This window comes from Candidatus Tisiphia endosymbiont of Temnostethus pusillus, assembly GCF_964264675.1.
Classification (GTDB): Bacteria; Pseudomonadota; Alphaproteobacteria; order Rickettsiales; family Rickettsiaceae; genus Tisiphia.
Window position 1 is genome coordinate 252,872 of the sequence record NZ_OZ183472.1, and the last position, 19,261, is coordinate 272,132.

General features: G+C 34.9%; 13 protein-coding genes. 12 read left to right on the forward strand and 1 reads right to left on the reverse strand.

What is annotated here, in order from left to right; genetic code table 11:
- Positions 1–22: 22 nt before the first annotated feature.
- The 11 genes from ACFEL2_RS01305 to ACFEL2_RS01355 all read left to right on the forward strand — a co-directional run bounded on the left by ACFEL2_RS01305 (position 23) and on the right by ACFEL2_RS01355 (position 16,967).
- A complete protein-coding gene (locus tag ACFEL2_RS01305; protein ID WP_375332054.1) occupies positions 23–994 on the forward strand; it encodes an Rpn family recombination-promoting nuclease/putative transposase in 972 nt (323 codons plus the stop codon).
- A 4-nt stretch (positions 995–998) separates the two neighbouring features.
- Positions 999–1,790 (forward strand): hypothetical protein, encoded by a 792-nt coding sequence (locus tag ACFEL2_RS01310; protein WP_375332055.1) that lies wholly within the window; start codon positions 999–1,001, stop codon positions 1,788–1,790.
- Between the two features lie 200 nt (positions 1,791–1,990).
- Positions 1,991–3,397, forward strand: coding sequence for a phage capsid protein (locus tag ACFEL2_RS01315; RefSeq protein WP_375332056.1), 1,407 nt, complete (start codon positions 1,991–1,993; stop codon positions 3,395–3,397).
- A gap of 30 nt (positions 3,398–3,427) precedes the next feature.
- Positions 3,428–3,988 (forward strand): hypothetical protein, encoded by a 561-nt coding sequence (locus ACFEL2_RS01320; protein WP_375332057.1) that lies wholly within the window; start codon positions 3,428–3,430, stop codon positions 3,986–3,988.
- Positions 3,989–4,092: 104 nt separating this feature from the next.
- Complete coding sequence (locus ACFEL2_RS01325; RefSeq protein ID WP_375332058.1) at positions 4,093–7,701, forward strand: hypothetical protein; 3,609 nt, start codon at positions 4,093–4,095, stop codon at positions 7,699–7,701.
- Between the two features lie 90 nt (positions 7,702–7,791).
- Complete coding sequence (locus ACFEL2_RS01330) at positions 7,792–8,901, forward strand: hypothetical protein (RefSeq protein WP_375332059.1); 1,110 nt, start codon at positions 7,792–7,794, stop codon at positions 8,899–8,901.
- A gap of 372 nt (positions 8,902–9,273) precedes the next feature.
- Complete coding sequence (locus tag ACFEL2_RS01335) at positions 9,274–9,843, forward strand: hypothetical protein (RefSeq protein ID WP_375332060.1); 570 nt, start codon at positions 9,274–9,276, stop codon at positions 9,841–9,843.
- 22 nt (positions 9,844–9,865) lie between these two features.
- Positions 9,866–11,986, forward strand: a complete 2,121-nt coding sequence (locus ACFEL2_RS01340; protein WP_375332061.1) for a hypothetical protein — start codon at positions 9,866–9,868, stop codon at positions 11,984–11,986.
- Between the two features lie 4 nt (positions 11,987–11,990).
- Positions 11,991–16,130 (forward strand): hypothetical protein, encoded by a 4,140-nt coding sequence (locus tag ACFEL2_RS01345; protein ID WP_375332062.1) that lies wholly within the window; start codon positions 11,991–11,993, stop codon positions 16,128–16,130.
- Between the two features lie 8 nt (positions 16,131–16,138).
- The gene (locus ACFEL2_RS01350; protein ID WP_375332063.1) at positions 16,139–16,462 is read left to right on the forward strand and encodes a DNA adenine methylase; all 324 of its coding nucleotides are present in this window, start codon (positions 16,139–16,141) and stop codon (positions 16,460–16,462) included.
- A complete protein-coding gene (locus ACFEL2_RS01355; protein WP_375332064.1) occupies positions 16,416–16,967 on the forward strand; it encodes a DNA adenine methylase in 552 nt (183 codons plus the stop codon). The genes ACFEL2_RS01350 and ACFEL2_RS01355 overlap by 47 nt, the downstream gene beginning before the upstream one ends.
- Before the next feature lie 121 nt (positions 16,968–17,088).
- On the opposite strand, the gene ACFEL2_RS01360 is transcribed toward ACFEL2_RS01355, so the two are convergent.
- A complete protein-coding gene (locus ACFEL2_RS01360; RefSeq protein WP_375332065.1) occupies positions 17,089–18,075 on the reverse strand; it encodes an Rpn family recombination-promoting nuclease/putative transposase in 987 nt (328 codons plus the stop codon).
- 241 nt (positions 18,076–18,316) lie between these two features.
- Between ACFEL2_RS01360 and ACFEL2_RS01365 the strand changes: the two genes are divergently transcribed.
- Positions 18,317–19,231: a hypothetical protein gene (locus ACFEL2_RS01365; protein ID WP_375332066.1), complete on the forward strand. Its 915-nt coding sequence runs from the start codon at positions 18,317–18,319 to the stop codon at positions 19,229–19,231.
- Positions 19,232–19,261: the final 30 nt, after the last annotated feature.

A 19,261-nucleotide genomic window follows, 5' to 3' on the forward strand; every position in this document is an offset into this window, starting at 1 on the left:
AACAATTAAGAGGTTATGTTATATGTTTTTATCAAAGTTTCTTGATCCTAAAAATGATTTTTGTTTTCGTAAAATCTTTGGTACGGAAAAGAACAAAGATATACTTGTACATTTTTTAAACGATGTTCTTAAGTGTAAAGAAAATGAGCAAATAATTGAGGTGACGTTTTTACCAACTATCCAAGACCCTGATATTGCTATTTACAGAAAGTCTATTGTTGATGTGTTATGTAAAGATCAACACGGTAATCAATTCATAGTAGAGATGCAGGTAAGTAAGCATCCAGGATTTGAAAAAAGAGCCCAATATTATGCAGCTAAAGCATATTCTCAGCAAAGAATTGAGGAAGATGAGAAACACAAGAAACTGGCAGTATACGCTAAATTAAAAGGAGTAATATTTTTAGCGATAGCGAATTTTGTAATGTTTGAAGATAAAAAACATTGGAAATCAGAACATCGTCTTTTAGATACAGAGAGCTATGCTCATGATTTAAAAGATTTTTACTTTGTTTTTTTAGAGCTTGAAAAATTTAAGAAAACTATAGATGAGCTAAAGACTATTGAAGAGAAGTGGATGTATTTTTTTAAGCATGCAGGAGATAGTAAATTAACATTAACAGAAATAGAGCATTTAATAGGTAAGGATGAAATTATTAGAAGAGCCTTTGAGGCAGTAGATCAAGCTAGCTGGTCAGAGGCAGAACTTAACACCTATGAGCAAATGACCAAAGCTCGTATTGATAATTTAGCGGTAGAACAGCAACAAATTGAAGATGCTGAAGCTAGAGGTAAAGCCGAAGGTAAAGCCGAAGGTAAAGCTGAAGGTAAAGCTGAAGGTAAAGCTGAAGGTATTGAAGAAAAAGCTATAGTTGTGGCAAAAGAAATGTTAATTGATAATGAGCCAATAGAAAAAATAGTTAAATATACAAAACTAACTATTGAAAAAATAGAACAGTTAAAAAAAGAAATAGAAGAGTTAAAAGAAGAGTAAGCCGATGAGCAAAGAAGGAACTGCTAATAACTATGAAATTAACCCTACTTCCTCTGCTAGCGATTGGCTAGCTAATATGCCTGAGGAAATACGTAAAGCTGAGTCACTGGGTAAATTCAAGGATGTATCATCTTTAGCACAGAGCTATTTGGAAGCAGAGAAGAGCTTGAATCAACGAGTTGCTGTGCCAAAGGATGACAGCTCTGATGAAGAGTGGCATAAATTTTATTCTAGGATGGGGCTGCCTGAGGATAAGAAATATACTGATAAACGAAGTAAAGAAGATGAAGAATATCTAGCTCGCTATGAAGACATGTTTTACCAAAGCGGATTATCTAAAAGGCAAGGTGAGAAGCTGCTTAATTCTCTGTATGGTTTTTCGCAGGATTTACAAAAACAGCAACAAAATGCTATTGAGCAAACACGTCATTCTCACATTGGATGGCTGAAAGACACTTATGGTGAAGGTTTTGACAGTAAAATGACAGTGATGCAGGCAGCTTTATCTAAGTTTGGTACTAAAGAACTGGCTGAATTAATTGAGGGAACAAACTACGCACCAGCTTTAGTTGATTTATTAGTACGAGTCGGTGAAACTTTAAAATCCGACTCGTTAGTAACTGGTAAAGAGCTACCTGCAATTAATAGCCGGGAAGCTGCATTGTCAGAGATAGAAAAGCTTGATTCTGACCCTGAGTTTATGGTAAAATTAAGGACTAAAGAGCATACGGGACATGATCAAGCTGTTAAACGTATGCAACAACTATATAAAATTGCTTATGATAAAGAACGATAAAAAATAACGTAACCAACCAATCATTAAAGTCATGATGTGACAACTCATTTTAAGGCTGCAACTTCGCAATAACCTATCATAAAAGAGCCACTAATGTCATAGATACCTGAAAGGTCGTTAGCTGCATAGCGGACAACGACTACATTTTAGTATAAATGATATCGCACTTTAAATATTGATAGATTATTTGAGGAGGAAAAATGGAACAAATAACCGATAGCCTTAAAGAACAATTTGCCAAAAATATCAGCCTAGTTATTCAACAAGAAGGTTCTAAACTGCGAAAATGCGTTACTAATGGTACGCAAGACACTGAGGTAATTAGTTTTGAGTCAATGACTACCCATGAGGTAGAGAGTAGAACTAGACACCAAATTGACCCTGATAATCATTTGCATGGGCATTATGCTGATGATGGAGACCCTGCTAGGCTAGAACAAATAGAATTTAAAATACCAACTATTTCAAGACGCTTTTTGACTGCATCGAGCTATCACTGGAATGCTACCATGGATAGGAATGATAAGCTAAACCTATTAACCGACCCCACCTCACATTTTCCTAAAATGGCAGGCTGGGCAATGGGTAGACAACAAGATCGGGTAATTATTAGTGCTTTTGCCAGTCCAGTCAGAGCAGGACGGACAGGTAATAATGTTATTAACTTTGACGTCGCTAATAATGTTGTACCAGTAGGGCTAAGGGTCACTGATGTTAATTTAAGCTTAAATGCTCAAGCTGCAATTGCTGCCAACAGAGCTATTATTGACTCGAAAAGAGCCGGACTAACTGTCGACAAACTAATAAAAGCTCATCATATTTTAAAAAAACGTTCTTTTGGTATGTATGATAAATTATATTTACTATGTTCAAGCAATCAAATCTCAGACTTGCTACGCGATCCACAAATTACCAATTATGACTATAATAACGTTAGAGCTTTAGTAAGTGGTGAAGTTAATAGCTTCTTAGGCTTTACTTTTATTACTAGTGAGATGTTGGGTGGTATATTTGATAATACTGGGGATGCTAATCGTTCTAGATATGCTGTAAAGGATTGCTATGCCTTTAATGAAGGAGCTATAAGATTTAACACGGTCAATGGTTCTAACAAGAAGGGCATTGAAGAGCTGGTACAATACCACTATGCCAAAGTATTATATTACAGTGAAGCCTTTGGGGCGAGCCGTGATAATGAACAAGCAGTAGTAGTGATTAAATGTTTAGAGAATTATGATCGTAGCAGCCATCAAGGTGCATTGTGGAAAGAAATAGAGGCTATGAATCACAAGAGAGGGGTGCATAGCATAACAATGCCATGGCAGATGTTTGGCACTCAATGTCGTAACATTGATAATACAGAGGATATTAATGAAAATGATTTAGCATTAATTGCCAACGACAATTTAGCTACTAGAGTACGAGGGATGGTCATGAGGAGAGCAGCGACCGGTGCTATTGGTGGTGGGGCTGCTGCTGTTTCTAGTGTTGATATTGGTATTGGTGGTGTTGGCATTGCTGGCGTTGATGTTGGTATTGGTGATGATATTGTTGAGGATGATAACTTTAGTGGTGGTATTGTTGAGAGTGAGCATGATGATGAGTAACTTAAAAATTTATTCATTAGTGTAACTACCGTGAAATATGAGATTATCAAGAAGGCAGTAGTACTACTTGGGTCAAATGTTGGTATTAGTAGCATTGGTGGTGGTAGAGTATCAAAAACTGAGGAATTGTGTGAGGAGTTTGTTAATCCTGCCATTGAAGATACTGTGCTAATGGTTAAATGGTCATTTGCCTTACGGAGAGTCGATAATATTGAAGGTAATAGACAAAACTTTACCGAAGTGCCGGACATTAATGATTGTATTAAATGTGCGGTAATAGTGCCATCTAATCTACAATTTTATACGGAAGCAGGTAAGATTTACTTCAAAGGTGGTAAACTTACCTCGCTTTTTTACTACAGCAGAAAGATTGTTGATAATTTACTAAATAACGATACGGCTATTTGGCAACAAGTGCCAAGCAGCTTTAAGTTATTAGCGGCTTTATCGTTAGCCTCACAAGTATCATTTGCTATGTATTCCGATAGTGTGTTTACTGATGGACTAAAGAAACAATATTTGATCAAATTAGAAGAAACAAGAAGGATTTACGCGGTTGATTATAATCTGATTAATTCCGGCGAAGTATGAAAAAAATTTCTCACATTACGCGTAAAAATAGCAAATAATTTGTTGACATATAACCTTAGATAGAATACTTTTATTAAAGTAACTACTAATAATTAAAAAATATTATGCAACAAGAACAATTTGTTTACTCGCAAAAAAATAACTTCTCAGGTGGTGAGCTAACCCCAACTATTGAGGGAAGAACAGAGCTGGCTTTGTATCAGAATGGCGTTAAGAAGCTGATCAACTTTATGTTGTTACCCTCAGGGGGCATTATGCGAAGACATGGTACGCAGTTTGTTCATTTGTTCAGTGACAATGTACCAAGGAAAATGGCAGCTGTGATGTTCTCAAGGAAATTATCCTACTTGCTGGTTTTTGAATCGCACCCGCTAGAGACTCGTTGCTTATTCTTTGTTGGTGGTGAATTGTTGTTAACTAGTAAAGTTATACAGGATGAAGGGCAAAATTTTCATTTTCGTCCTAAGGATTTTTCTTATGTAGTGTTTCAAGGAATTGCTTATATTTCATTTGGTGATAAGAGACCAATTTTTAAATTCTCCATTGATCCGCAAATTGTCGAGCAATTTTACCAACATATTGAAGAGGAAGCAAGAAAGAGACAGGTAGAATATGGTGAAAGAGCTGAGATAGCGTCCAGTAGCAGCTATGAGCTAGCCAGCAATTTCCCTAACAAAGATAAGATGTTTATCATTGAACCACTAAAATGCCAAGTTAACTATTTTTCGACAGGACGAAGTGACCAAAGAGAACGCTTAATACAAAAACCTTTTAATGAAGTAATCTACGGAGCAGAGGTAGACAAAATTAATGATGAGCTAAAAGCTATTCACCAACGAGCAGCTAACCTATCAACTGGGCAAAGCAATATCTACCAAGCCACATCGGAGAAATTATATTGTACTTCAGTGGTTACTTTTGAAAATCGATTATGGTGCTTTGGGGTTAATAAAAATATTCATTCAATTTGGGCAAGTTATAAGGGAGATTTTAGTGATTTTAGGATGGCATATAGAACTTTACTAGAAGCTCGTAATCCTTTAACTGCTTTTTCAGCTACTTTCTCTTCCGCGACTTTTGATAATGTCCTATGGTCAGTGCCTTTTGCCGATGAATTATTATTAGGTACTAGTGATGGCATTTATTTAGTCAAAGAAGGAGATCGAGCTAAGGGAGAGTTTGTTAAAATCCATAAAGAGATTGAGTTACCGATATCACCACTGAAACCAGTAGTAATCGGTAAGACTATCTTTTTTGTTGAAGGTAATGGTTGTAAAATCAATAGTTTGTATTATTCACAAGAAAAAGGCGGTTTTCAGATATCAGACATCACTGCCTATGCTGAGCATATATTTGCTGGCGGTATTAGGCAAATTGTCGGCTGTAATAGTCCATTTTCGATGGTAGTGGCAGTACTAAAAAATGGCTCTTTTGCTAGTTTCATCTATTCGCATGATTTAAAAATTATGGGCTGGTCACAACATTGGCTGGGTGGCAATGGTCAAGTATTAGGCATCACGCCAATCTATGCTGAGAGTAGCGATATGTTATATTTGCATGTTCGGAGAAGTGATGATACTGGGACAAGCAGCAAGGAATATCTAGAAGTGCTGCAAACTCGTTATTTTTCTGCTAAGCATTTTGTTACTGATAAAGCAGTTTATGCTGATTGTCATGTGAATATTCAACAGCCCGGAGAGAATGCCGCCTACCGAACAATCATACAGGCATTAAAAGACGATAGTGCTTATGAGTTTAGAGGTGATATAACCAAGCTAGAGCATATTGTACAAGCTCAAGCAGAAACTATTTTGAGACTTAAGCTCGATAATGTTGGTGATTGTTTTAAATACAAAAATAGGCTAGTTGCTAATTATGATGAACATAGAGCTGAGATAGAGAATTTTTTACAAAAATATTATCAAAATTATTTGCCTAAGATTATGAATATTTTGGCGGTATCTTTTGCCTATCATCGAATATTCTCGTGTATTTATGCAGAGTTAGACAATCTGTTTTTAAATAATCCTGAAAGCTTTGTGACAATCGAGCAATTATTATATGATGGGGAGCGACTTGGTGGTGATATTATTGAACTAGTGAAGCTACTAAACGAAATAGATGTGCCGGATATTTTAAGAGATGGTGGTTTGATGGAATATCTGCCTAATAGTGCTTTTTCCTTTCGTCCAACTATTTGTGTACAAATAAAGAAGCTAAATACCGAACTAATTAGGTTCATTGCTGGTACGGTGCAAGATATTATGGCAACTGCTAAGCAAAATATTGATCTGCAATTTGAAATAAGTAGAGAGATACAAGAAATGCGACTAGCAGTTAGTCACCTCAATAAGAAAATATTGCTATATTATGCCGAGCAGGATAGTGATAAAAAATCCGGTCTGCTAGTTAATTTAAAAAAGTTTTTTGCCAAAACTGTAGTGGGTTTTTACTCGGAATTGCTATATATCGCTCATCCGGAACTGACTAAATATATATTTGGTAAGCAAACCAAACAACTAATTGACCAGCAAATTATTGGATTTAATCAACATACTAGTAAGCAACAAATAAATGATAAATTATCAGCTATTACTAATCAATTAATCGATAAATTACAACAAATACATAATGATAACAAGATTTATGAGCTGACCAATTCAAAAAGACGAGAAGAAATAGTTGATTGTCTAAGAAATATCATACTCGATAAACCATTAAGTAAAGATGTTAGGGAATATATTTTGTCTAATGATTTCAGTCAAACTATCGATGAAATTGTAGATGAAGTAACAAACAGAATTGCCCCAATAATGGAAAGAGATCGTAAGTCCTCATTATCGTCCTCTAGAGCGTCGGTATATAGTAAAGAAGGTTATACTGAGCCATTAGCGGATAGAATATTTGAGCAAATGCAAGAACTCAAAGAAGGGCTAGCTTATTTACAGCGTAACATTATTGAGTATTGTCAGTTAATTATGCCGAGCTTTCATCCAGCTTTACTGAAAGATATCCTTGAAGATGAGAAGAGCATAAAATTAGAGAAATATTTACTGTTATCAAAAAGATATTTTCCAGTTTTTAAAAAACTATTTCCTGATATTGGTGGTTATGAATTAAGTAGTATAGCCCGTAACTGCTTGCCATCATTCCAGCAAATAAATATTGCCACTATATTGCCAATTTTTCAGAAAATTGCGGTATCGATCATTGGTGATGAGGAATTACATGATTTGAGGATTATCGATAATGAGCTGATTAAGCTAAAACAGCCAGTAAGACATTTGTCGGTAGGTTTTCCTTATTCTTCGATATTACAAACTTTTCCCCTAATATTCCCGGATGAAGTAGAACACGCTCCGAAAAAAGATGCGGAACTTGGCTTGAAACTCTTTAATAGTAAAGGCGGTTATATTGAAGAAAAATTAGATAATGGGCAAATAGACAGGCAACATATCAATAGTAGATATGTAGATAGTGATGCGTTGATTAGATTGGTTAATGATAAAAAATATTTAACATCAACAGCCACCAAAGAGGTATGTGATTTATTTGCCACTCCTTACCAATCAGGTTGGGTGAATTTTATTATGCACGGAGAAATTAAAACTGATATTGATGTTACTTTTAAGGTTGATAAACCTTATCCAGTTAGTATACTGAAAATATATGCTAAGGCAAAAATCTTGCCAAATTATAAGGGTAGTGGGTGAGTGAACGTGAGACCCATACTAATCACAGGGGGCATAACGCCATCAATGGCATTCGGTTAAGCTTCTTGGAAAACAGACTAAGGGTAAATTGTGATAAAAAAAATAATTTTTGCCATTATAATAAATTATATTATTTGTTTATCTTCTTATGCAGAACAGGTTCTTTATACAACATGGGGTGATTCAATAGTTAATGATCCGATAATAGAGGAATTAATACAAAGTAAAGCTATGCAAAGAATAAAGGAAATTGATCAAGCTGGTCCAGCTCCTTATTTAGGATTAATGCCGTTTTTTAGTCGCTATGATCATAGTATAGGAGTATTTGTTTTATTACAAAAAGCAGGTGTACCAAGAATTGAACAAATAGCAGGTTTACTACATGATGTGTCTCATACTGTTTTTTCTCATTTAGGAGATAATTTATTTTATCAGGCAAATAAAGAACGATCTTACCAAGATACTATTCATTTATGGTTTTTAAAAAAAATGGATATTGAAAAAATTATTGGTAAATATAATATTTCTCTTGATGAACTAGACCCTGACAATCCTAAGTACCTAGCATTAGAATCCCCTCTACCTTCACTCTGTGCAGATCGTATCCAATATAATATTCACACAGGTGTTATTTTTGGAAGAATTTCAGAAATTGAAGCAAAGAAAATAGTTGAAAATCTACAATTTAAGTATAATAAATGGTTCTTCACAGACCCTGTAATTGCTAAACAATTTGCTATGCTTTCTTTAGATTTTACTTGGCAATTTTGGGGTAGTGAATGGAATAATGTAATGTATGACTGCTTCGTTAAGATTTTAAAACGTGCTATAGATATAAATCTTATTACTAAAGATGAATTACATTTTGGTATAGATAAGCAAGTTTTAACAAAGCTTCAAAAGAGTAAAGATGTTAAATTACGAAAATTATTTAAGGAGTATTCTCATAAAATTAGAACATTTTCAAGAGTGGAATTTGGCAAAGGACAAATAAATATTAAACCAAAATTTAGAGGCATAGACCCTATGGTATATTATAATGGAAAATACCAACTATTATCAAAGATAGATAAAAATTTTAGTCATAATTTTAATTTGGTTAAAGAATGGTGTCAAAAAGGTTATGGAATTAGTTACAGTAATAATGCTCCTAATAAGATTCCTATAACTAACCCGATTAACATTACTCCGTCATTGTAAGAAGCTAGTATTAAGGTTATTAATGTTGGAGTACGGTTGCTACCATAATATAGGCTTATTGAATGCTTTAAAGCGAGAGACCCCTACTAACACAGGGGTCTCCGACCGAGTTCCTCAGTCCATGTCATCCTTGCAGACAAGTACCAATCGTATAATGCCCTAATTCCCCGAAAGAATCGACTGCCAAAAGCAGATTTTTCAGCACATTACACAACTAATACTAATTATAGTGTAACATATTTTTCAGCTAGCTCAAACAAATTAAATGCTAAAAAGTAAAATTCTAGGTAATGATAAAAAAACGATAAAATAACTTAGTGACAGAATAATTAGTGATAAAATAATTTAGTAAGTAATAAAAAAGAAAAAACTATGTTTGATTTTTTAAATTTTTTCTCGAGTGGTGCGAATGTATTTGCTACGGGGACGTCTTTGCTTAACACTTACGCCCAACTAAGAAGTAATAGAGAAAAAACCAAACAATCATTATATGAACAGCAGCATTTATTGAGACAACAACAGGAGCATCTTAAGTTTGATCGTCAACAATTATTTGAGCGAACCGCTGAATATGGAGCGATATCGAGTTATCACGTTGATATATTAAGGCAAGAGCAATTATATAATCGTCAGCAGCTGGGCTATAATATCCTCAAAACTGGCATTGGTATCAGCAACACTGATTCAGCTGGTTTGTTGCTGAGGCATATGGCTTATATGGATGAAATGAAGGCAAGAAGTGTTGAGGCGGAGTATTTTCATCAAAGACCGAGATCAAACTTAAACACTCTACTAATTGACTTAAACAAACAGGCAATTAACCGCAATATTGGCTCGATTAACTCAGCCGCACCTTGGCAGGCATTAGGTACGGTGTTAAAAGGTGTATCGGATCTTGGCGAGATAGCACGGCTAAGTACTGGAGAAGAAAAAAGAAAGTAACAGTGAGAGTGGAAGTGTAAAAATGAAATGGCAAGCTATTGCAGCAGTAACTAATCAGATTAACGAGGAAGCTAAAGGCTATTTGGCACGTAAGCTAGAGAAAGATGCTAGTGTAGAAATGCCACATTTATGGTCAGATTTCCTTAGCGATACCACCAAGCATCTAAACCAGTCACAAAGTAATATTGAAGTAGCCCCCAATAGTAAAACTGGTGGTCTGACGTGTTTAACGCAATTTGATGAGATGCACCCGGATTTTCTTGAGAATAACAAACCATGTCTTGATTACTTCTTAAGTAAATATGACCAACGAGCCAATGATTATTTGCAGCGTACTAATAATCCACTGACCAAGCGTTTGTTGCAAGCTAAGATTAATGATTATAGGATATCGTTAGCTGGGCATATAAGCCATACAGAAGCCAAGCTGATTGATGGTAAACGTCACCATTTAGCAATTGAAGTTATCGAAAAGTTAAAGAATGCTACTTATGATAACCCACAGTTTTATACTAGTCACTTACAAGATGTTGCAGTAGCTATTAATTCTCTATCATTACTGCCGCAAGAGCGAGATCAAATGTTGATTAATGCCAAACATGATTTAGCATTTGCCGCGGCACAAGCTACTTTAAAGCATTCGCCGGATGCTATATTAAATCCCAATATAGTTGCTGAATGGAAAGAAGATTTATCGTTTGAACAAAGGGTTAAGCTAGAACATCAAGCAAATAATCTACTGCATCATCAGCAATTACTGAGACAACATCAACTTAGTTCACTTACCGCTGCCCATTTTGCTGGTCTCCTAGCTACTGGCAAAGGTATTGATGGCATTGAAAATCTACTACAAGCCAGCTTTAATGCTGGTGATCCGCAATTATTACAATTCAGAGCCAAAGAAGCTTTGTATAAGGAAGCTTTTGTTATCTCACAACAAATAAAACACTTACCATTCAACCAATGTCAGGAAATATTACAACAAATTGCCCCAAAAGGCGGAGATGTTGATTATGACAAAAAAGAGAAACTATATTATATTTTAGCTGAGCAGTTTAATAAACAGCTTAAATTGGCTCAAACAGACCCGGCTAGGTTGGTTGAGGAAGGCGATGAAATACCCAAAGACATGGCACTATTCCAACGTTATCTGCTGAGAAAACAATTGCAGGAGCAAAAAGGCATACCGAGTTATGCCCAGAGATATTTAATGGAATCTGAACGTACTGAGTTTTTAAAAAAGATTCAGGGTAAAGATGTAAACCAAATTAAACAAGTCATCGACAGTATAATTAGTTTGCGAGATGATGATACAGGAGGCGGTGAACAATATGGCTTGGAGATAATGGATGAAATCTTAAGGGGTAAAGGAGATTTAGAGTGTCTGACTCAATTTTATGCTGAAAATAGGCTATATAACCGTAAGACAGCATCAGCCTTTATACAGATGATCGCATTAGTTAACGAGCTATCAGTAAAAAGTCAGCCATTATTTATCGGTCATGAAATGACAGAATTTAACAAAGAAATTGACAAAAATTATATATTCGAGCGATGGAGTAAGGATTTAGCTAAAACTGATATTCAAAACGAAACAGAGATTAACCAAACACGGCAAGCTATAAAATATTTAGCTAAGTACTACCAGCGTACTGAAGATTTATCAATTGCTAAAGCAGTAAAAAAAGCAACAATCAAATTGATTAGTGAGGTCGATATGCGAATAGATAGTAAGAATCTGCAAATACCCCGTCAGGTGGTGGTACAACGTATGATTCATGATTTGAATGCTGATAACATAGAGGCTAGTTTAGTAGAGATACAACTTGCTATTATTAACGGTAGTATAGCTTGTGATTATGGGACTATCGTAGCTGAGGGTAATATTAATGACCCAACAGGACAATATACTGCCGCTGCAAAAGTACGCGAATCTTTACAACAAGGTAAATGGCAACTAACATCTGACAAAAAGAGTGTCTATTATACTTTCCCTACCAAAGATGGTCGGTATTTGCCGATTGTGGCAAAGGATGGTAAAATATTAAAATTTGATTTGCTAGAGTTAAATAACCCTAAAGCTTTAGAGCAACAAAAGCAAAGAATATTACAAATTATCTATGAGTATCCACAATATAATTAATACGATGGAAAATGATGACAACTTAAATAGTTACGCAGGTTATCGGGCAAATAGCAAACCAATTCACCCGCGTTATTATTCTACCTTATTACCGGAGCGTATATCTTATAATAGTGTCTTTGATTTGTTAGGCAGTAGTACATGGGATGTTTTGGGAGCAGTTAGCCGGCAAGCTTATGCAGATAGTCCAAGCCTATCAACTTTATGGCAATCTTTTAATCCACAACATATTACTGATCCTGAATTGCAGGATATTGCTGAATATTTTAAAACTTATAATAATAAATTAACCAAGGAAGATTTTGAGCAAAAATATAGTGATACAGGTTTAAAATACGACCCTAATTTTACCGAAACACAAGTAGAAGATATTTTAGAGAGGAAAAAGCAGCGAGAAATTAACGAGTATATCATTGCTGCAGGTAAAGGTGGGTTAGTTGAAGCTATTGGTAAATTTGGAGCTGAGATAGTATTTGGTAATTTGTCAGTAATTAATATTGCTGCTAGCTTCATTCCTATTGGTAGACCAGCAATGTGGGCGGCGGCTAGCCTAAAATATGGCAAACTTCCAACAACATTAGCTAAGGGTTTAGTAGGCGGGGCTATGGGTCAGACAGCTATCGAACCATTTCTATATAATGAACGACATACTGAACAAAGACCTTATGACTTGTCAAATAGTTTGATTAATATTATAGAAAGTGGTTTATTTGGTGCAACTTTGCATGGTCTTGGTTATTCAGCTAGATATTTGCGGGACAAATTGTACTTACATTCAAGTAAGCTACGTCCTGAAATTGAGACCTTAAATCCGATAGTTGATAGTCAGTTAAAAGATAATATTGACACTGTATTAAAAGAGTCATCACCTCAGGAGAATATAATAGAAACTGAGCAAGTTGATAGTCAAGTACCAACAAGTACCGATGCTAATATTGGAAACAGTTCTTTATCAAGGTTATCTGAGTTACAAGCAAAGAAGTTACAATTAATTACGGCAGCCGAGCAACAATTTCCCTCATATTCTGCCCAGCAAAGGCAAATAGCAGAATTACAACAACATATGCATGATCAGTTTGGTACTAACGGCAAGACTGAAGCAATACCAAGATGGTTCTTAGATATTTTACTAGAGGAAGAAGGCAAATTACAACAATTATATCAAGAGCATATTAATAACCCGGAGTTTCAGGAATATTTGATAGCAGTAAAACAATTAGATCAGCAAATTATCAATAATTTACGACGTCAGCAATGGGAGACTAAAGGCTATGATTTATCACCCGAAGAGTTATATATAGCAAGAAAACAGCTAGAGGAAGGTAAACATATCAATCTTGAGAATCCACAAGAAGCTGAATCTTTTTACCATGGTGATGATAAGAAATTTGAGAATAACAATGCCAGTCCTAATCTGTACTCAAATGATTTGAAGAATTGGAACGTAAAACAAGGGGTGAGCGAACGGAGCGTAGATGAGCTACGTGAGTACGCGAATTCCCCGCAGTTTTACGGAGACAATTCTTCAAAGCAGAAGAGTATACAAGAGCATCTAGCTTCTTTAGAATCTGAAATAGCCAATTTACCGGAACAACAAAAAGTTACTTATCAAGCAGAATCCATCAAGCAAGATGTTATTTATCAGCAAACCGAAGAAATCTTACGTAAGATTAAGCAAGGGGCTAACCCTTCAGAATTAGAGGAATTATTTAAAACTCTAAGTCTCATCGATCCACAGTTAGTGGATGAGCTAAAGACTATCCATAAAGAGTTTGTCGGACAGGAAAGATTAGATTTGTTAGAGAGAGACAAACAAATAGATATGTTTATTGATGATTTTAAGAAGGAACAGTTTGTAAAAAAAAGAAATAATGCCCTGAATTTAATCAAGATGGCTACCATAGAGAGATTTGTTAGAAATCATCCCAATAAGGTTGCTGCGATAAAAGAATATTTACGGCAAGTTGATTTACGGCAACAAACTATTGCTAACGAGCTGCTATTTGGTCTTACAAGAGATTTAGAGAAAGCTGGTGTACTACACGAGTACGGCGATATTGCTTATGAAAAGGACGTAATACAGGAATTATGGAATATCAGCCATCCTGATAAAAAGCCGACTGGTAGCGAGAGGGCAATGATAGTTGCTCAAATAATCAATAAATGGCAAACAATCTCCATCAATAGAGCTAATCTAGCAGGTGGTTATATAATCCCGCTAGAGGGTTATATTACTAAACAACAGCATAATAGTCTTAAACTCCGAGAAGCTGGTTATGAAGCGTGGTTAAAATTTATCTATCCACTACTTGATTTAGAGAGAATGGCTAAACTAAATGATGAAATAGATTTAAGGGCAATATTTAATAATCTAGCCAGTAGCATTCATCTAAAAGACACCGACCAATATTTAAATATAGCATTTACTCACATTAAAGGAAATAACGTAGCTGACGTGGCGTCAGCTAGTAGGAAACTACATTTTAAATCGGCAGAAGCTTGGTTAACATATCAGAAGGAGTTTGGTAATTACGTACAAAATGACTTTGTTGACAAGTTCATTAGCCCTTTAATTAAAAGTCGATCCTTTATCGCTGATTCGATAGTTAGTAACCTTAATATACTAGGTCGGAGTATTGGGGTAATGGAGAGTATGGGTTGTAATCCTGAATTAATACTACAATCAATTAAAGGTACTTTTACCAAGGAGCTACAAGAGTTAGCAATTAAAGACCCAGCTATTTTAAAGCAATTAGCAGTACTTAGTAACCCAAACAGTTTTGTCAATCAGTTAGACCTAATGCTAGGAGTTAAACCACAAATACCATCAGTTGATCGTATCCTTGGGGCTTATCGTGCTTGGAAGTGTATGAGCAATCTTGGCAAGGTGGTACTTTCTTCAATACCTGATATGATAAGTTTTGTCAGTGAGTTACAGAATAATGGCATACCAATAATGCAATCTTATGCGAATATATTACAAGTGGCGGCTACAGGACTTAATGGTGAAAAGAAAAAAGAGCTTGCTAGTTTACTTGGTGTGGCTGTAGATTCATTGATTGGTCATAGTCATTCTCGCTTTGCAGGAGAATATCCAGTATCTGGTAGCATATTTAAACTTACCAATGCATTTTTTAAACTAAATTGTATGAATTGGTGGGATAATGTTTGGAAATCTACAGTTGGTAATTTGTTATCGCATAATTTAGCATTACAAGTTAATAAGCCCTTTAACTCACTATATCATAACTTACAAACTTTGCTTAATAGATATGGCATTAATGAAAGTAATTGGCATCTTTATCAGCATTTAGTACAGCAAATAGAGAATAAACCATATTTAATACCTGACATGGCATTACTACCTGATCATTTGCTAGACCAGTATTTACAACAAAATGGCAATAGTATAGTCAGTGATCTCAATAGAGCTAGACTTAAGCAGGATTTGACCAATAATTTACGAAGATATTTACTTGACCGGGTCGATACAGCTGTTGCCACTCCCCATACTGCCGAGAGAAATGCCGTGTTACTCGGCAATTTAGGTATTAAAGCAGGTTCGCCAGCTGCCGCGGTGATTCAGTGTATAATGCAATTCAAAACTTTTGCCTATACTTACATTACTAGACCGTTAAAATCAATAACCATCGATCAGATACCACTTCATCAACAAGTAGGTAGTGGCAATTTATTGGATTTAGCAACATGGAAAGATATTGCTAAATCAATGAGAAACCCAACTAGTATTAAAATGTTGTTTCAATTATTACCGGGTTCTATAGGGCTTGGTTACTTATCGATCAATGCTAAAAGGTTGTTTGACGGAAAAGAATGGATTGCACCAAATGAAGAAGGAGTATTTATGGCATCTTTATTACAGGGCGGTGGTCTTGGATTATTTGGGGATTTTTTCTTTAATGAGTATGACAGTTATAATAATCTGCTTAAAGCTTTAGCAGGAACGACAGGTAGTGACATCATTGATTTTGGCACAGTGCTTACTTTAATCAAAAATGGCGAGTTGGATAAGGCAGAAGAATTGCTTAAAAAATCCCTTCAAAAAAACATCCCGGGTCGTAATTTATTTTACCTACAACCGGCTCTATGTGGCTTCCATGACTGTCATAACTTGAATTGGTAGGAGAAAGAATGCACATAATAATTGAAAATGACGATAAGGTAAAACCATTTGTAAAATGGGCAGGTGGAAAAAGAAGTTTGATAAAAGAATTATCCACAAGAATACCGCAAACTTATAAAAACTATTATGAACCATTTGTAGGGGGCGGAGCATTTTTGTTTGCTCTTGCTCCAGCTAGTGCGACTATATCAGACATAAACCGAGATTTAATCACTACATATGCTGTGATTAAACATGAACCGCAAGAATTGATAAAGCTATTGGCAAAACACAAAGTAAACCATTGTGAAGAATATTATTACAAAATCCGAAAACAATTTATTAATGGTTAGTGATAATGATATAGAAGTTGCTGGACGTTTTATATATCTTAATAAAACCTGTTATAATGGTTTGCATAGAGTCAATAACAAAGGGGAATTTAATGTACCTATAGGAACGTATAAAAATCCAGCAATAGTTGATGAAACAAATATAATAGCTTGTAGTAAATTCCTACAAAATATTGATATAAAACATCAAGATTTCAGCAAAATTTCTCCAAAAAAAGGTGATTTTGTTTATTTTGACCCTCCCTATTATCCTATAAATAATAAATCGTTTACTAAATATACAAAATCTGATTTTACAGAAACAGACCAAATAAAACTTTATCAAAAATGTAAAGAGTTAAACGATAAAGGGGTATATTTTTTGCTTTCAAATTCCAATATTCAGTTTATAAGGCATATGTATAAAGATTTTTATATAGAAATTATCGAAGCACCAAGAAGTATTAACTGTAGAGCTAATGCAAGGAAAAATGCAGAAGAGGTTTTGATTAGGAATTATATTTAGCTAGTTACTTAATCTGTACTAATCGAGCTTTATAGTTTCAATTTAACGGATATTGATTACTTGCCAAATAGCTCCTCTTCCTCTGAAGCATTTCTTATTGTTTCTATTATTCCGGACTTTCCTATTGAATATCTATTTTTAATAGCTCGTTAATTCTACTGATAGGTAAGTCAGTCATTGTAGCGATTTCATTAACAGACCTTCCTTTACTCATTAACATTCTTATTAATTTAGCTTCTCCTCTAGCTTCTCCTCTAGCTTCTCCTCTAGCTTCTCCTCTAGCTTCTCCGATTTGGATTCCCTTAGCCTCACCAATTTCAAAGCCTTCTAGAATGCCTTCTTCTTTCCAATGTTGTGCCAAACTGCCCATAAGCCTTGTACCTGTTTCCTGATTTAACTTACTTGTTAATAGCTTTTCTAATTCTAGTTTATCCTCTTTATTTATTCTTGTCAACGTATAGCATAGTAGCAGCTCTACATAGTTATAACCTATACTTACCTTGACTAGTTCAGGTAACATATCGGCTATTTCTTGCCATTTCCTAAGTAGATCGCGTTCTCTTATATGTTTCGCAAAAAACTCAAATATACCCGACCACACCCTGTGCTTTAACTGTTCATCAGGAATATCATTAACATTAACTATTTGATAATCATTTGTCCAAATTTCTTTAGCTAGTAGGTTATCTTCAAAAAGTTCCCACAAATTACGAGAGGCATTATAGTCCCCTGCACCATTAAAAAATATGAGGGGGTATATTAATGGCAAAGACTTTGCCTTAGGGTTTAAAGTTAAATATCTATCACAGATATTTAACATATATCGTAGCAAACGGAATGCCATAAAATGATCAGCCGAACTTTGGTGTTCAACTAGGAGAAACAGATAACCATCCTTACCATCAAACTTAGCAGAAAATAACACGTCAGAGATAGAATCTCTTAGATTCTGCTCTACAAAACTGGTATTTTCAAATTTTAAACTAGGAAAATCTATCAGAGCTTTAATATGTTTAGGCAAATGAGCGTTTAAGAATTCATGTGCTACTAGTGGATTTTCCATTGCTTTGCGAAAAATTTGGTCATGCTTCAAACGTTTAGTAGTCATTTTACCTACCTAATTTTAGAGAGTTCCTTAATGTGTTTTGACATAAAAACTTTTAACAAGCAACAGTTTTTTCGTTTTATTATATATTTTTTGAGTAACAAATATTTGCCAAATTAAGTTGAAAAACAACTTAACTTATATTAGTGAAAATACGATGTAAAAATATCACAAAACTTGATGCAAATTGTGATTTTTTATGATATAATAACTCCCCTACAATACAGATACTACAGGGGATTATATGGGAAAAACACGAAAAATTATTGTCGAATTTAACACGTCACAAAAGATTAAAAATCTTAAAAGAATCATGCAAAATGTTTACAGAAGTAATAGTGATCATTTACCGGATGTCGCTAATTTTCGCTTAGGCGATAAGACTTTTATACCAAATCAGGTAGAAAAAGCAGAGCTGCATATAATAACTGCGAGCGGCACTGAAATTCAAGAATTTCCTAAGTCATCACTAAGCTTTTATTTGGGTACTGGACATCCTTTCACTAAAGTAGCCATGAGTTCTGAGGATGAAGGTAATTATATCGTCCTGCCTTGGAACTTAGGTAGCCGAGTTGGTAGAGATAATCTGAAGAACCTAAATGAGCGTCTTCGACCCGAGAATATTAAAGAGCTAAAATATATCATCTGTGTTAATAGTTCTGACAACCTAAATAGCCTTAGTCTTGAGAGCAGTAAAGATTTAAGCCAAAGCCTAACCTCGCTAGCTAGTTTACACCTATCAGATATTGCGGCAGAAGATGAAACTGAAGATTTACTTAATAAAATAGCTGATTTAGAAGAACGCTTAAGAGCAAGAGATAATGTTGTTAATCAAAAACAAGCTCAGATTAGTAGTTTAACTACGCAAGTTAATAGCTTAAATACACAAGTTGCTAATTTACAAACTCAGGTACAAATACAAAGTACTATTGCTCCGTCTTATGGTGGTCAGTCTTGGACTTTAACATTGCCAAACTACATCAATGGTAATATTGACTCATCATCTTGCAACTTGAGTTTTGGTGGTTCTACTGCCACATTAACAAATTGGAAAACTTATGCCAGCGTCAACAATGTTGCCGGTAGTGTCACTATTGACGTTGTTAATAGGAGGCTGACTATTGGTGGGAGTAGTTGTGGTAGTATTAGTGCTTATTAACCCCAATAGGTCAATATTTAATAACTTTTA

Bases quoted from the DNA above. Each gene is read 5' to 3' on its own strand.
- ACFEL2_RS01305 (WP_375332054.1), top strand. From the start codon at position 23: ATGTTTTTATCAAAGTTTCTTGATCCTAAAAATGATTTTTGTTTTCGT.
- ACFEL2_RS01310 (WP_375332055.1), top strand. From the start codon at position 999: ATGAGCAAAGAAGGAACTGCTAATAACTATGAAATTAACCCTACTTCC.
- ACFEL2_RS01315 (WP_375332056.1), top strand. From the start codon at position 1,991: ATGGAACAAATAACCGATAGCCTTAAAGAACAATTTGCCAAAAATATC.
- ACFEL2_RS01325 (WP_375332058.1), top strand. From the start codon at position 4,093: ATGCAACAAGAACAATTTGTTTACTCGCAAAAAAATAACTTCTCAGGT.
- ACFEL2_RS01335 (WP_375332060.1), top strand. From the start codon at position 9,274: ATGTTTGATTTTTTAAATTTTTTCTCGAGTGGTGCGAATGTATTTGCT.
- ACFEL2_RS01340 (WP_375332061.1), top strand. From the start codon at position 9,866: ATGAAATGGCAAGCTATTGCAGCAGTAACTAATCAGATTAACGAGGAA.
- ACFEL2_RS01345 (WP_375332062.1), top strand. From the start codon at position 11,991: ATGGAAAATGATGACAACTTAAATAGTTACGCAGGTTATCGGGCAAAT.
- ACFEL2_RS01350 (WP_375332063.1), top strand. From the start codon at position 16,139: ATGCACATAATAATTGAAAATGACGATAAGGTAAAACCATTTGTAAAA.
- ACFEL2_RS01360 (WP_375332065.1), bottom strand. From the start codon at position 18,075: ATGACTACTAAACGTTTGAAGCATGACCAAATTTTTCGCAAAGCAATG.
- ACFEL2_RS01365 (WP_375332066.1), top strand. From the start codon at position 18,317: ATGGGAAAAACACGAAAAATTATTGTCGAATTTAACACGTCACAAAAG.